Origin of the sequence: Halomonas sp. YLB-10, from assembly GCF_003856855.1 — a bacterium.
GTDB lineage: Bacteria > Pseudomonadota > Gammaproteobacteria > Pseudomonadales > Halomonadaceae > Halomonas > Halomonas litopenaei.
Genome location: NZ_RRCU01000001.1, coordinates 338670 through 353123 on the forward strand (window position 1 = coordinate 338670; position 14454 = coordinate 353123).

The window sequence follows — 14454 nt, forward strand, 5'->3', positions numbered from 1 at the left end:
TCGAGCCAAGACCGTGACCCACACTGCTTCAAGCCCGGCGAGGCCTGTTGAGCCGCCTCGCCTTGCCATCTTCAAGACCGGTGACAGCTTCGCCGATGTCGTCGCCGAGCACGGCGACTTCGAGGACCTGTTCAGCGCACGTCTCGACGGCTTTCGTCGTCGTGGCGGCGTCATCGAGGTGATCGACGTTCGCCGCCAACCGCTGCCGGCAATCTCTGATCAGGACGGGGTGATGGTGACCGGGTCCCACGCCATGGTGTCCGACCGGGAAGCCTGGAGCGAAGCGCTCAAACCCTGGCTGAGGGAGGCGCTCGACTGTGGCCTGCCACTGTTTGGCGTGTGCTATGGCCACCAGCTGATGGCCGAAGCCTTCGGCGGCAGCGCCGGCTACCACCCCAGGGGGCGGGAATGCGGCACGCGTACCCTCACGCTGACCGAGGCCGGTCGCGGGGACCCGCTGTTCGGTGCGCTGCCCGATGCTTTCGCCGCCCAGCTGACCCACGCCCAGAGCGCCCTGTCACGCCCCGAGACCGCCACGGTCCTGGCGGCCAACGACCATGACCCCAACCAGGCCCTGCGCTATGGCCCAGCCCAGTACAGCGTGCAGTTCCACCCGGAATTCACCGTCCAGGTGACCGCGGCCTACCTGGCGCACCAGCGCGATATTCTTGTCGCTCAGGACGAGGACGTCGAGGCACTCGAGCGGTCTGTGGTCGAGACCCCCGAGGCCAGCAGCCTGCTGGACGCCTTCGCCCTAACCCTGTTCGATCGGCGAAGCTAGCCAGACGAGATATCTCCAGGCAAGCAGGTCGCCTGGCGCTGGGCGATACGCGGCGCTGCACCCTGGTGCGGCGTCGCCTCGCGTTGCGGCTCCAGTGTCAGGCGGCAGCGCTCCCGCGGGCTCGGCCCCCAGCGAAGCTGATAGCCGCGGTGTGCATCGATTCCCCTGACCACTGCCATGCGCCCCTGACCCAGCACCGCCAGCACGTCTCCATCGGCGTCGATCAACTGCGCGCCGAAAGGCGCCGGCGTGGTCACCCGCACCAGGGTCGGCGCCCCCACCAGGGTGTCGTAGGTCAGCCTGACGATAGCGCCTCGGCGAGGCGCTACCCGCCTGGCATTGCCCTTGAGCTCGACGCCATCGGTCATGCCGGAGGGATCCAGCGCCACCCGGTTGTAGCGGTAAGGTGTCAGTCCGCTGATCGCCCCCTTGCCTCGCCCGTCCAGCAACACCTGGTCATGTTGAGAAATCGCCGCGCCCTTGGCGCCCGGCGCCTCGATGACCGCCATGGTCTCGCCTTGATCCCGCGTCAGCACCAGGCCACCCGCATAGGCAATGGCGGTGCCATCGGCGCTGGCGCTGTAGCTGCGGTAGTCATCTCCGGCGCTGAGGTTGAGGCCAAGACGTACCCTGGAGGTGTCCATCCCCAGGTTGCCGCCATAGCTTGAATCGTGCGACCGGTCATCACGGCTGTGGTTGACGTAGACACCATAGTTCAGCGCGCCGCTGTCGCCGCTGAGGTTCAACTGGCCCGAGCGATGATCGCCCCGATGGGCCAGATTGGAGGTCAGTTGCAGGTGGCCTCCCAGCGGAACGCTGAGATTGAGGTAGAACTCGTTGGTGTAGTCGCCTTCGGTCTCGCTACGGCCTGCGGTGGCGCTCAGGGTGCCCCAGGAGAAGCCACGACTGACACCGACCTGATAGGTGGTCGCGTCCTCGCGATCCCAGTAGTCGGCGCTGATGCCAGAGGCAAACAGCCTGGTGCCGCCGGCCAGGGTCTGGGTCAGATTGACCTCGAGACGTTGGCGCTCGCGGTCCCGTGGTGAGGATGTCATGCCGTCATCGCGCAGCAGCGCAACGTCCGAAAGGCTCAGATAGTGCTGACTGGAAAAACGGTAGTTGACCACCGACAGCTCGGTGTCGGTGGGATCAAAACGGGTGTTGTAGCTCACACGAAAGCTCTCGCCACGCGGGCTCTCCGGCTCACCGCTCAGCGCCTCCAGGTGATTCGCCCGGGTCATGGTGGCATCCAGCGCGAAGGCGCCCAACAGGGTCGACACGGCGCCACCGGCAAGCCCCGCCATATAGTCCTCGGCCAGGATGGCGCCGGAGTATAGCGTCAGCCGATTGCTGACCCCGCGTCGGTATTCGGCCTGAACGAACCGGGGCAGGTCGACGAGGCCGTCATCCCGATACTCCCCCAGGGTCAGGTGGAAGCGGTGGGCGCCGGGTCGCAGCAACTGTGCCACCGAGGTATAGGGCAGCACGAAGGCGCGCTCGCTGCCGTCGGCCTCGGTAATGGTGACCTCAAGGTCGTCAGCCACATTGGTGGCGTAAAGGTCGTCGATGGCAAAGGGGCCGGGCGTCACGCTGGTCTCGTAGATGACGTCCTCCCCCTGACGGACCGTCACCCTGGCGTTGGTGCGAGCGGTGCCTCGCACTACCGGGGCGTAGCCCCGCCGGGAAGGAGGCAGCATGGCATCGTCGCTGGCGAGCTGGACGCCGGTGAAGGGTATCGACTCGAATCCCATCCCGGAGGTCTGATACTCGCCGATGACCAGGTCGGCCTGCCAGGGCGTCACGTCGTGGCGCAGGTAGGTGTTGGTGACATGATAGTGGGCGGTCTCGCCACTGGCGTCATCGAGACTGGCATTGTGACGAAGCTGCCAACCGCCGAGGTTCACCCCGGCGTTGATCCCGAGTCGATAGTCCTCACGGGACTCCTGCCCGTCGCGCTCGCCACGGAAGGCATTGCTGTTGTAGCGAACAAAGGCGCCATTGATGCCGTCCTGCCACGCCTCGGCCGGCACCTTTCCCCTGACGCGATGCCGCAGATAGGCCTGGGGCACGCTCAGTTCAAGTCGCATGTTCGCCGAGTCGGTCGAGCTATCGACGTAGGGATAGCGAGCGGCCAGATCGACGCACTCGCGGCCTGAGTCGCCTCCCCCTGCCGCGGGCTTCAGCGGCAGGCGCTTTATCGCATCAAGCGACAGACACAGACGCGTCCCTTCCGGGTCCTCACCGATCGTCACCGTCTCGCGACCGAACGCCTGGCCATTGACCAGAACGTCGAGTTCATAGCGACCAGGGGGGACCGTCATACCCTGCTCGAAGCGGGTCAGGTCCATGCCCTGGAGTGATCCTTTCAGCAGCTTGGCGTTGAAGGCGTACTCGACCCGGCGCTCGGACGCACCGCCGGTCACCCTGCTACCGTCGTCGGCCCGGGCGGACAGACCGGCGTCGGTGACGAGGGACAGCCCCAGCGCAATGAGCACAGACAGGCCTCCGTGCCGCCGCAAGCCTCGAACCTTGCCGGCTGCTGTGCCGGACAGACGTTTCACAGCTCGAATCGGCGCCGCTGCGTCACCCCGTAGTCATTGATCCAATCGAAGAAACCCTGGGAGGTTGCCAGCGGTTCGATGCCGAAACGGCGGGAGCTCTGGGCCGGGATCAGGCTGCCACGAGCCGTGACCTGGTGCTCTTCGTTGCCTAGCCCGACCCGACGAAGCGACACACTGTAGGGGCTCTCATTACGGGCCACCAGCGTCCAGCGGCCTGGCCCCCGCTCAAGCTCCCAGTGAAGCTGCTCGGCGGCCTGCTCGGGGGAAGCGGCAAGCCCGACGGGTCGATAGAACAGCTTGATGCGGGTGCGGTATGCCAGCTGCAGCACGTTTCGGTCCGGCGCCGCCTGGGTGGCGGGCACCTCCAGCACGTTCAACCAGTAGACAGACTCGCGATCGACAGGCGCCACCTCGCCCAGATAGGCGATCCGAATCGCCTGTCCTCCATGGGCATTGATGCGTGTCACCGGCGGTGTCGTCAGAAACGGCACCTCGACACTCTCCGGCGTGGAGTCCGGGTCGCCACGATCGATCCACACCTGCACCAGCGAGGGCGTATCGCCCGCATTGGTCAGCGCGACGCTCACATTCCTGGCATCGGCGGGGTAGATCACCCGGGTGCCCGAAACCACCACACTGGCATCGACACGACTGACAAGGCTGCAAAGCGCCACCAGCGCCAACAGCGCCACTCCCCTTCCCCACGACTCCCGTACACGCATGATCCCTATGCCTTTCTGTAGCCTTTATGAAGCCTTGCCAGACGCCCTACCTCCGCGCACTTCTGCCAGTGCGGGCGGACTGCGAGATCTATTGGTAGTTCAGGGTATACACCGCTGAGGTGCTGACGGTCCCCGCGACGGCGTCCGCGCCACTGGCGTAATAGCGCGCGGTGTAGCGAAGTTGAGTCGCCGTGGTGTCGTCGGCCAGATCCATCGCGGTGGCATCATTGGCGATCAGATTGATCACCTTGTTGGTATGGTCGAGCAGTTGTATCTCGACGTTCTTGGCGCCGCCGGTACCTGCGGTATTCACCAGATAGCCGGTGGCGGCATCGACATTGGTAGGCTCGAAGTACGGCTTCACATTGTCCACGGCAGCGGAGCAGTTCATGTCGATGGTGAAGGAGGTGTCACCCGCCGTCTCACCGCTCTTCAAATCGCTGACACTGACCGTGGGAAGCACCACAGTGCCATCCCCGGTTCCCGCATTGTTGACCTTTACCGTACAGGTCGTGGCAAGCACCTTCCCGGATATCGTGATGGTGCCGGTGGCGGCGTATCCATTGCCTGCCAGGGTAAAAAGCATGACGCCAAGCAGCCATCCCTTGCCTGTTTTCCGTTCCATGTCCCGTCGCTCTCCATTGCAATCATGCCTTCAGCCCGGCCGGGACAAGAGAGACCCTGTCACCGCACCTGGATGTTACACTTTGCAACATTATGTCGTGCTTCGACCATCAGGAGCGGCAGCATCGGGTCAGAGGTTGACGTAGGTCAGGCGGGGAGAAAGTCGACATGCAAGGGAATGGGATGAACATCGGGCCCGATCCCCGGGAGCCAACGCCCAGGAAGCCAGCGAAACATGCACACGCAAACGGGCCGGTGGATATCCACCGGCCCGTTCACGAAACTTGCCTTGTCGTGATCCGATGCGTCATCGGATCAACAGGGGCCTTGTACAAGCTGTCGGCTCAGGCCCCTGGCACCTCGATCAGGCGCGCGACTGGCGACGCACAGGCGCCTCGTCATCGCGACGACGACGGGGAGCACGCTCGCCGCTGCGCTCGCCACCACGCTCAGCGCGATCACCGCCACGGTCTTCGCTGATTTCCAGCGGACGACCGGCCACACGGGCACGTGCCATCTTGGCCAGGATGCTGGCCGGCAGACCATTGGGCAGCTCCACGGTGGAGAAGCCGTTACGGATGTCGATGCGGCCGATACGGGCGCCTTCGATACCACCTTCGTTGGCCAGGGCTCCGACCAGTTGGCCAGGCTTGACGCCATCCTTGTGGCCGACGGAGACGCGGTAGCGGGTCATGCCTTCGCTGGGTCCACGGCTCTCGCGGCGACGCTGCGGCTTGCCGTCACGCGGGGCGCGGTCATTGCGCTCCTTGCGCGGCGCCTGCAGGCGACCGATGGGTGCCTCGTCGGCGCGCGCCATGGCGGAGAAGGCACAGGCCAGCTCGATGGGATCGTAGCCTTCCTCGACCAGACGCTCGACCAGAGCACGCTGCTCTTCGGCACCCTTGGTGACGGAGGCGATCACGCGCTGATGGAAGACGTTGTCGCGGTGGGCACGAATGGCGGCCTCGTCGGGCAGCTCCATGACCGCCATCTTCTGGCCGGTGGCCTGCTCGAGCCAACCTACCTTGCGGCCTTCACGGAAGCCGGCGAAGGTGATCGCCACACCGTTGCGGCCGGCACGGCCGGTACGGCCGATGCGGTGGGTGTAAGCCTCGGCATCCTGGGGCAGATCATAGTTGATGACGTGGGTGATGCGCGGCACGTCGAGACCACGAGCGGCCACGTCGGTGGCGATCAGCACATCGACCTTGGCGCGCTTGAGGCGAGTGATGGTGCGCTCGCGCAGGCTCTGGTCCAGATCACCGGACAGGCTGGCGACATTGACGCCACGCGCAGACAGCTGCTCCATCAGAGTGGTACAGGCGGCACGGGTGCGCACGAACACGATGGCGGCGTCCACCGGCTCGACTTCAAGGATGCGCGACAGCGCTTCCAGCTTGGCGCCACCATCGACGCGCACCAGGCGCTGTTCGATGCTCTCGGCGGTGGTGGTACGCGCCTCGATGGCGACCTTGACCGGATCCACCAGGTAGCGATTGACGATGCGCTCGATCTCGGTGGGCAGGGTCGCCGAGAAGAACACACGCTGGGCGTTCTCGGGGGTATCGGCGACAACACGCTTGACGTCGTCGATGAAGCCCATGCGCAGCATCTCGTCGGCTTCGTCCAGCACCAGAGCGTTGAGGCCGGAAAGCTTGAGGCTGCCACGATCCAGGTGATCGATGACGCGGCCGGGGGTACCGACCACTACCTGGGCGCCACGACGCAGCGCGCTGAGCTGCTCACGGTATTCCTGGCCGCCGCACAGGGTGGCGACTTCCAGACCCTTGAGGTTCTGGCCGTACTTGCTGAAGGAGACGGCTACCTGCTGAGCCAGCTCGCGGGTCGGCGCCAGCACCAGCACCTGGGGCTCACGCCGATCGAGTTCAATACGAGACAAGATGGGGAGCGCGAAGGCAGCGGTCTTGCCGGTGCCGGTCTGGGCCTGGCCCAGCATGTCGCGGCCTTCCAGCAGGGCTGGAATGGTCTGCGCCTGAATGGGCGAGGGAGTCTCGTAGCCCAGGGTCTCGATGGCGGAGAGAACGGCAGGCAGCAGGGCCAGATCACCAAAAGACGGTGAAGCGACAGTCGTCGAGGTCATGAATCACACCTTGGTAGGCCGGGGTTACCGGCAAAATAACGTGGTTGGCGTCCCTGACGCGCCCGTATTCGGGGCGAACAGAAATACGTCGCTCTACTCGTGGTAGAGCAAGGTCAACAAGTCTGTTGTCAACATTCGGAGTCGGGGACGCCGGTCGCACCTGGCATCGGCTCACGCAACTGCGTGGAGCCATCGTGGCGACCGTTTGCACCGCGGGCGTCGGGATCGACGTCGGGTGCTCCATCTTCACAATTCGAACGCGTCTTGCGCGTTGCAGCATCTGTTTGAACTCTCGAGGCCGCTTGGGCGTCGGAGGTCGCTGCGTCATGATGGTGGGGTCAACACATGCGAGGAGGGCGCATGCTACCATCGACTCGTGGCTCTGACCAGCCCTTTTATGATCGAGCCCCCTTTTTCTGCACCGGAGACACCAATGCCCCAACTATGGGTCGACGCCGACGCCTGCCCCAGAGTCGCTCGCGACATCATCGTCCGCGCCGCCGAACGCACCACCACCCAGACCTGGTTCGTCGCCAACCACCAGATCCCGTTGCCCAGTTCGAAGTGGGTCAAGGCCATGGCGGTGAGCCACGGCTTCGACGCCGCCGACAACGAGATCGTCAGCCGCATCGCACCCGGTGACCTGCTGGTCACCGCCGATCTACCGCTGGCACTGGAGGCGCTGGACAAGGGGGCCATGGTAATGACCAACAGAGGCGAGACCCTGGATCGCAACAACATCAAGGCACGCGTGCAGATGCGCGACTTCATGGAGACGCTGCGTGCCAGCGGCGAGCACACCGGCGGCCCCAAGGGCTACTCGGACAGTGATCGACGGGAGTTTGCCAACGCCCTCGATCGCTGGCTGGCCAGGCACGCACGCTGATCGAGCCGCCCGGACCGGCTCACGAGCCGGTCCCCTCCCCCACCCACGGCTCACCAGCGGATCCTCTCCGCCAGCGTCTGACTCAGCCCTGGTAGACGCCTTCTGAGGCCAGACGCTCTCTGTCGTGGTCCCGATCCAGTCTCAGCACAGGCCCCAACGGCACGATGGCGTTGGGATTGATGGTGTCGTGGCTCATATAGTAGTGGCGCTGGATATGATCCAGGTCCACGGTCTCGGCGACACCCGGCCACTGGTAGAGCTCGCGCAGGTAGTGCGACAGATTGGGATAGTCCTCGATGCGATAGAGGTTGCACTTGAAGTGGCCATGGTAGACGGCATCGAAACGCACCAGGGTGGTGAACAGACGAATATCGGCCTCGGTCAGCCAGGCTCCGGCCAGATAGCGATGATTGGCAAGCCTCGCCTCGAGCCTGTCGAGACAGGCGAACAGCGCCGAGACGTGACGTTCGTAAACCGCCTGATCGGAGGCAAAGCCCGCCTTGTAGACACCATTGTTGATGTTGTCGTAGACGTCGGCGTTGATCTCGTCGATGGTCTGGCGCAGGAACTCGGGATAGAAGTCGAGACGATTGCCGGTCAGCTCGTCGAAGGCCGAGTTGAACATTCTGACCAGTTCGGCCGACTCGTTGTTGACGATGCGCTTGCGCTGCTTGTCCCACAGCGCCGGGACGGTCACCCGACCGGTGTAGTGAGGGTCGGTCAGGGTGTAGAGCTCATGATGAAAGCTCACGCCGTTGATCGAGTCACCACTGGAGCCTTCGGCCTCGTTGTAGCTCCAGCCCTTGTCGCCCATCAGCGGACTGGTGTGGGAGACGTCGATCAGCGCGTCAAGCCCCTTGAGTCGGCGCATGATCAAGGTGCGATGGGCCCAGGGACAGGCCAGACACACGTACAGGTGAAAACGTCCCGCCTCGGCCTTGATGCCTGGCTGGCCATCGGGGCCCGGCGCGCCATCGGCGCTGACCCAGTCTCGCAACTGGGCGGACTCTCGCACGAACTCGCCGCCGGTACTCTCGGTGTCGTACCACTGGTCGTGCCAGACCCCATCGATTAACAGTCCCATACGGTCTCTCCCGTGAAGCGCCTTGGAGAGCCCAGCATACGGTGGAAAGAATCGACTACAAGCGCACATTTTGCCGCCAACCTTTCGATTCTTTCGAACCCATTGCCTCCGATGTGCCCAGACCTCAGCAACTGCAGTCCCGGACAGCCTGACGCAGATGCTCCGCCATGGCCCTGGTGGCGGGTCCCGCCCGGTCGGCGTCGCGATGATACAGCTGGATGGGCACCTCACGCGTACCGCCGGCCTGCAGCGGCAATGGCTTGAGCCGGCCACTGGCCAGTTGGTCGCGAATGCGGGTCTTGGGCAACCAGGCAAACCCCAGCCCGTGCTCGAGCATCTCTACCGAGGTGGCGATATGGCTGACGGTCCAGCGCTGCTCGGCCTTGAGCCAGCCCGAATCGCGCGACGCCCTTTGCGACGAGTCCCTCACCACGACCTGGCGATGGTGCTCCAGATCCCTGAGGTCCAGCGGCCTGCTCATGGCATGTAGAGGGTGGTCCGGGTGAGCGACCGCGATAAAAGGCACGCTGACCAGGGGTTCGCCCAGGTAGCCTGACGTGGTCACCCCTGACACCACCAGGTCGGCTCGGCCATCCTCGAGCATTTCCACACCACCATTGAGTACCGACTCGTGCAATTGCAGCCTGACTTGCGGAAGAGCGCTGGAGAAAGCTTCCATCGCCTTGGCCAGTACGTTCGAGGGAAAGATCTGGTCGATGCTCAGCACCACCTCGGCCTCCAGGCCTTCCCGCAGTCGAGCGGCGATATCCACGAGCGCGTCGGAGCTCTCCAGCAACTGGCGGGCACGGCGCAGCAGCAAGGCCCCTTCCTCGGTAAGCCGAACCTGCCGCCCCACCGGTTCCAGCACCTTGACCCCCAACTGCTCCTCCAGCTTGTGCACTGCATGGTTGAGGGTCGAAGGGCTCTTGTGAACGGCTTCGGCGGCCCTGGCAAAGCCACCGTGATCGACCACGGCGGCCAGCATCTGCCACTGTGCGAGCGTGACACGCGACATGCTTGAATCCTTTTGACGATATCCATTGAGCATGCCAGCCGACGGCGCCAATGACACGACTTGGCATCGATGAAAGTCGCATCGATGAAAATCACGATACGCCCCTCCCGCGCGAGGCCTTGTACGGCGCCTGGCCAGTCATTGGACTTATATCAACAAAATGAGACTTATCGTCCTTCAGGGGGAGTAGAAAGCACTACGACTTACCGGGGGGTTGCATTTGTTCAACGCTAAGGGTCCAATGAACAACAGTTAATAAACAGCGTTCGAACAGGGTTTTGTCACAGCTTCATCCATTCCTGGCGCCCCCGGTCACATAAACCACCGGGCGATGCGCCATCCGCTGTATGGCCATACAGTCTAGGCATACCATACTTCATGGGGTATGGTGCAATAGCCTATATATTTACCTTCATCAATTTTTCTATGGCCCTTTTACCATGATGCGAATCCTCCATTCGCTGCCCCGCACGCACAAGCTGCTGCTGTTACCCGTTGCCACCATGGTCACCGTGCTGGGCGCCCACAAGATTGTCACCACCTACGAAGACGTTCAGCGAGGCAATGAATCGCTGGAGTCAGTTCTGGTTCCGCTAGGAGAGTCTGCCTCGCCGGAACTGCCATCGCTGAACTTCGAGCGAACCCAGGTCGCCGAAGCCATCGACCTGGCGCTGGATGCCACCAGCCAGCACATCCCGATTTCCCAGCTCAAGGCCAGCGAAATCGTCGACATCGACTTCGTCGACGAGGCCCACGCCGACGTCAAGTTCGAGAACGCCATGCGTTCATCGTCGGGACTACCTCCTCTTACCTTACAATCCTCTCGCACGCTTCCTGGCGCCGCTGATTCATCCACCGCGGCGCCAGTTGCGTTGGACGGCAATCCGCAGCCGCCCGCCTTCAAGCTCGACGAAGGCTCCCTGCATATCGCCGTGGTGCTCGGCACCGTGGCCAGTGGGCTGCTGGAGCAGCAGTCACTGGACGTCGCCAGCGACGCCACTTCCTATGAGGATGTCAGCGAAGACGAGCTCGAACTGTTCGATGAAGGCCCGATCGTGCTCGAGGAAGAGATTGCGGCCAACGAGCCGTTCGTCCCGACCTGGCAGACCTATCGCGTCCAGCAGGGCGACACCTTCGCCGAAATGGCCGAAAAGACCCTGGGGCTGGGCTACAGCGAGGTCATGGCGCTGCTCGAGGACCTGCCCGACCAGAACGTGCTGACCCGCTGGCGCGTCGGTAACACCTTCGAGTATCAGCTTGGCGAGGACGGTCGACTGCTGGCGCTGCGCATCATGAAGAACGTGCGCGACGGCTACCTGATCGAACGCCAGGATTCAGGCTTTGACGTGGCGACCATCGAGCGTGCCGGCGAAGCCTCACAACGCCTTTACGCCGGCACCGTGAGCGGCAGCTTCGCTCGCTCCGCCGAGGCCGCAGGCCTGAGCCGTGCCGAAGTCTCGGAGATGGCACGGGTGCTCGAGAAGAAGCTCGACTTTCGCCGCGACACCCGTCGCGGAGACAGCTTCCGGGTACTGGTCGAGTCCGACATCATCGACGGCCAGCGCCTGGACCCCCGCGTGCTGGCGGTGTCCTACGACGGCGAGCGCATGGACCTGACGCTGGTGCGCAATCCCGAGGACAACAACTTCTACACCCCCGAAGGCCAGAGCCTCGACCCGGCCTTCAACCGCTACCCGTTCTCCGGCAGCTACCGCATCAGCTCCAACTTCAACCTCAACCGCCGCCATCCGATCACCGGCCGCGTCAGCCCGCACAAGGGCACGGACTTCGCCGTGCCGATCGGCACCGGCATCGAGACCCCGGCCAATGGTCGCGTGGAAAAGGTCGGCAACCACCCGGCGGCGGGTCGCTATATCGTGATTCGTCACGACAATGGCTACAAGACACGCTACCTGCACCTGTCGCGCCCGCTGGTCAGCACCGGACAGCGCGTGACCATGGGCGAACGGATCGCCCTGTCGGGTAACACCGGTCGCAGCACCGGACCTCACCTGCACTACGAGGTCATGGTCAACAACAATCAGGTCAATGCGATGCGCGTGGCCCTTCCGGAAAACCAGAGCCTGTCCGGTCAGGCGCTGGCCTCCTTCCAGCAGGAAACCGGCCCCACCCTGGCCGCGCTTCAGACCGCCAAGCCCGGCTCCGAAGTGGCGCTGGCCAACGACCTGGCCGCCGACAGCGACATCTGATGCTCCGCTGCGGTTGATCACGACAAGGCCCTGCAACAAGGCCCTGCAACAAGGCCCTGCTGCGACACAGCAGGGCCTTGTCGTTTCAGCCCAGGAGACTGGGGCAGAGGAGACAGAGCCAGAGGAGACAGGGGCACACGAGAGACAGGTGTAGAGAAGACAGGCTCAGTCGGTTCGGTGCCAGGCGCAGCAGCACCCTACAGCGCGTGGTATTCACCCGCCTGCCGTCCTCAGGCGCGCCCGCGCCAATAGTCCATGCGCCGGACCAACTGGTCCTTCCAGTGTTGCGCCAGGGCTTCGACACCGTGCAATTCGGCCATGGTATCCAGGGGCGCCCTGCGGTCTTCCAGCACCCGCCAGCAGGCCTCCACGCTCCACCTTTCATCACCGCGCTCGACCACCTCGATGACAGGCCCCGGCGCAATCCATCCTTCCTCCAGCACGCGGTAGAGCCAGCCCATCCGGGCCTCCTGCATAAAGGCCCGCGCCAGCCCCGGCTGGCCGGTACGGGCATCGACCTTGGCGCAGGGTTGCCTGGGCTGGGTCACCTGCACCAGCGCTTCGCCGATGCGATAGACGTCACCGATACGCACCTCGCGCTCATCGGCCCCTTGGCTCGCAATATTCTCACCCAGCACGCCGGCCTCCAGCACCACACCGGCGTCGGGATAGCGCTCGCTCCAGCGGGGATAGTGATCGGCGCAGTAGTGACACAGGGCGCGGTCCACCCCACCGTGGTCGACCTGATTGGCCTGGCTGTCATTGGAAAGCCCCAGTCGGGACAGCCATTGAGGCTCAGCGGCAGCGACCTTGTAGATACCACTCTTCTCACCGAAGCCCGGCAGCATCTGCGGCTCGCTGATATAGGGCCCCCTGACATCTGAAAATTCCATCCTTGCCCCCATCCTCCTTCTCTTGTCGCTATTCGCCGCCCATGCTTGAGCGCTTGTCGTGCTCCTTGCCCCCGCTTGCGAATGCCGCCTGGGAATCCTCCGGCTCCGCTGGACGCCCTGCATCAAGACGCACCGGTATTCAGCCGCCACGTGCGCCTTCATACATGACCATCCAGGCGACGCCGAAGCGATCCTTCACCAGGGCAAAGCGCTCGGCCCAGAAGGTTTCCGACAGGGGCAACATGATCTCTCCACCTTCAGCAAGCCCGGAACAAAGCCGTTCGGCTTCTTCGCGCGTGTCCACTGACAGCGCCAGAGAAAAGCCCTGAGGCGCCTCCCCAGAGGCGTCCGACCCCATCAGCACATGACCCGCCACCTCGATCTGCATATGCATGATGTGCTCTGGTGACGGTGTGCCCGCTTCCCCGCATCCAGCATCAGGTGCATCGGCGGGCATGTCCCTGTAGCGATGAAGCTCGCTCACTCGGCCGTTCATCAGCTCGGCATAGAACGCCAGGGCCTCTTCACACTGGCCGTCGAAAAACAGGTAAGGGTAGATTTGCATGAGCTTTTCCTGATGACTCAACGACGTTCTTTCGATGCTCGGGTCGGCGGTCCGAAGGACTGGCGCCGGACGTCATCAAGATAGCCCAGAAATCACTTCGACGAGGCGTAGTAGTCGTCCAGCAGCCGCATTCCCTGCTCGATGTCGGCGGTCACCGCGCGACAGAAGGCGTCCCTGTCCCCCCGGCGCAGCGCCTGGGTAATCTCACGATGGTGATCGTCGGCGATGGCGGAGCCGCCCCAACGCGTGCAGATAAAGCCCATGCTGGGACCGTATTGCTGCCATAGCTGCTCGACCAGCGGCAGCAATACCGTCGAGCCGCTCAGCCGGTAGATCAGAAAGTGAAAGGCGTGGTTGCCACGCATATAGCTCTTGAGATCAGCAGCTTCGATGGCACGATTGATGCCATCGTCCAACGCCTCCAGGGCGTCGATGTGCTGGTGCTCGATCGCGGTAAAGGCTTGCCGGGCCAACTCGGTTTCCAGCCGCCTGCGGGCGAACAGCACCTCGGTGAAGCGCTCCCGGCTCAAGTGCGGCACGATGATCTTGCGGCTGTCGACAAACTGCAGAGCCCCCTCGCTCACCAGCCAGCGCAGCGCCTCCCGAGCAGGCATGGCGCTGGTGTCATAGCAGGCGGCGATGCCGCGGATCGAAAGCACCTCGCCCGGACTGAAGGCCCCTTCGCACAGACGACGCCTCAGGTCCCGGTGAATTCGGGTCGAGGCGGTATCCGGCAGGTAGGGCGGAGGCGATGGTTCCGTGCCGATCGGCGCGACCATGGCGTCATCGCTATTGTCAGTATGAACGTCGGTCATTGCGCTTCCTTGTCACTCCTCTGTCCATTCCTCTCAGCCATTCCGCTCTTTATTCCCTTCTCCATTCCGCTCTCCATTCCTTTCTGCCATTCCGCTCTCTATTCCCTTCTCCATTCCCCTCGCCATTCCCCTCGCCATTCCTTTCTCCACTTCACTCCTCACGCCAACCCACTATAACTTTTCTATCACTCCCCTTT

12 protein-coding genes are annotated in these 14454 nt (G+C 63.7%); 3 read left to right on the forward strand and 9 right to left on the reverse strand.

Annotation, left to right across the window (positions count from 1 at the left end):
• Window positions 1-13: 13 nt before the first annotated feature.
• Entirely contained in the window at window positions 14-781 is a 768-nt protein-coding gene (locus EBB56_RS01300) for a glutamine amidotransferase (protein ID WP_124802488.1), read from the forward strand.
• Here the strand turns inward: EBB56_RS01300 and EBB56_RS01305 are convergent.
• From EBB56_RS01305 to EBB56_RS01320, 4 genes are all read right to left on the reverse strand, one after another.
• Window positions 778-3276, reverse strand: coding sequence for a fimbria/pilus outer membrane usher protein (locus EBB56_RS01305; RefSeq protein WP_124802490.1), 2499 nt, complete (start codon window positions 3274-3276; stop codon window positions 778-780). The two genes, EBB56_RS01300 and EBB56_RS01305, sit on opposite strands and share 4 nt — an antisense overlap.
• Before the next feature lie 62 nt (window positions 3277-3338).
• Entirely contained in the window at window positions 3339-4034 is a 696-nt protein-coding gene (locus EBB56_RS01310; RefSeq protein ID WP_185696362.1) for a molecular chaperone, read from the reverse strand.
• Between the two features lie 118 nt (window positions 4035-4152).
• Window positions 4153-4689: a fimbrial protein gene (locus tag EBB56_RS01315; RefSeq protein WP_052704279.1), complete on the reverse strand. Its 537-nt coding sequence runs from the start codon at window positions 4687-4689 to the stop codon at window positions 4153-4155.
• Between the two features lie 363 nt (window positions 4690-5052).
• Window positions 5053-6789: a DEAD/DEAH box helicase gene (locus EBB56_RS01320; protein WP_045991899.1), complete on the reverse strand. Its 1737-nt coding sequence runs from the start codon at window positions 6787-6789 to the stop codon at window positions 5053-5055.
• A 433-nt stretch (window positions 6790-7222) separates the two neighbouring features.
• Between EBB56_RS01320 and EBB56_RS01325 the strand changes: the two genes are divergently transcribed.
• Entirely contained in the window at window positions 7223-7675 is a 453-nt protein-coding gene (locus EBB56_RS01325; RefSeq protein WP_045991898.1) for a YaiI/YqxD family protein, read from the forward strand.
• 82 nt (window positions 7676-7757) lie between these two features.
• On the opposite strand, the gene EBB56_RS01330 is transcribed toward EBB56_RS01325, so the two are convergent.
• The gene (locus EBB56_RS01330; RefSeq protein ID WP_045991897.1) at window positions 7758-8759 is read right to left on the reverse strand and encodes a glutathione S-transferase family protein; all 1002 of its coding nucleotides are present in this window, start codon (window positions 8757-8759) and stop codon (window positions 7758-7760) included.
• A 124-nt stretch (window positions 8760-8883) separates the two neighbouring features.
• Window positions 8884-9774: a LysR family transcriptional regulator gene (locus EBB56_RS01335; RefSeq protein WP_045991896.1), complete on the reverse strand. Its 891-nt coding sequence runs from the start codon at window positions 9772-9774 to the stop codon at window positions 8884-8886.
• Between the two features lie 440 nt (window positions 9775-10214).
• Here EBB56_RS01335 and EBB56_RS01340 point away from each other — a divergent pair, with 440 nt between their 5' ends.
• Window positions 10215-11984: a peptidoglycan DD-metalloendopeptidase family protein gene (locus tag EBB56_RS01340; RefSeq protein ID WP_108449703.1), complete on the forward strand. Its 1770-nt coding sequence runs from the start codon at window positions 10215-10217 to the stop codon at window positions 11982-11984.
• Between the two features lie 230 nt (window positions 11985-12214).
• On the opposite strand, the gene EBB56_RS01345 is transcribed toward EBB56_RS01340, so the two are convergent.
• From EBB56_RS01345 to EBB56_RS01355, 3 genes are all read right to left on the reverse strand, one after another.
• Window positions 12215-12877, reverse strand: coding sequence for an MOSC domain-containing protein (locus tag EBB56_RS01345; RefSeq protein ID WP_162816517.1), 663 nt, complete (start codon window positions 12875-12877; stop codon window positions 12215-12217).
• A 139-nt stretch (window positions 12878-13016) separates the two neighbouring features.
• On the reverse strand, window positions 13017-13463 hold the full coding sequence (locus EBB56_RS01350) for a VOC family protein (RefSeq protein WP_124802494.1): 447 nt from the start codon (window positions 13461-13463) through the stop codon (window positions 13017-13019).
• Window positions 13464-13534: 71 nt separating this feature from the next.
• Window positions 13535-14257 carry a GntR family transcriptional regulator gene (locus tag EBB56_RS01355; protein ID WP_108449706.1) on the reverse strand — a complete coding sequence of 241 codons (723 nt, stop codon included), beginning with the start codon at window positions 14255-14257 and terminating at the stop codon, window positions 13535-13537.
• Window positions 14258-14454: the final 197 nt, after the last annotated feature.

Bases quoted from the DNA above. Each gene is read 5' to 3' on its own strand.
- EBB56_RS01340 (WP_108449703.1), top strand. From the start codon at position 10,215: ATGATGCGAATCCTCCATTCGCTGCCCCGCACGCACAAGCTGCTGCTG.
- EBB56_RS01330 (WP_045991897.1), bottom strand. From the start codon at position 8,759: ATGGGACTGTTAATCGATGGGGTCTGGCACGACCAGTGGTACGACACC.
- EBB56_RS01315 (WP_052704279.1), bottom strand. From the start codon at position 4,689: ATGGAACGGAAAACAGGCAAGGGATGGCTGCTTGGCGTCATGCTTTTT.
- EBB56_RS01345 (WP_162816517.1), bottom strand. From the start codon at position 12,877: ATGGAATTTTCAGATGTCAGGGGGCCCTATATCAGCGAGCCGCAGATG.
- EBB56_RS01335 (WP_045991896.1), bottom strand. From the start codon at position 9,774: ATGTCGCGTGTCACGCTCGCACAGTGGCAGATGCTGGCCGCCGTGGTC.
- EBB56_RS01325 (WP_045991898.1), top strand. From the start codon at position 7,223: ATGCCCCAACTATGGGTCGACGCCGACGCCTGCCCCAGAGTCGCTCGC.
- EBB56_RS01355 (WP_108449706.1), bottom strand. From the start codon at position 14,257: ATGACCGACGTTCATACTGACAATAGCGATGACGCCATGGTCGCGCCG.
- EBB56_RS01320 (WP_045991899.1), bottom strand. From the start codon at position 6,789: ATGACCTCGACGACTGTCGCTTCACCGTCTTTTGGTGATCTGGCCCTG.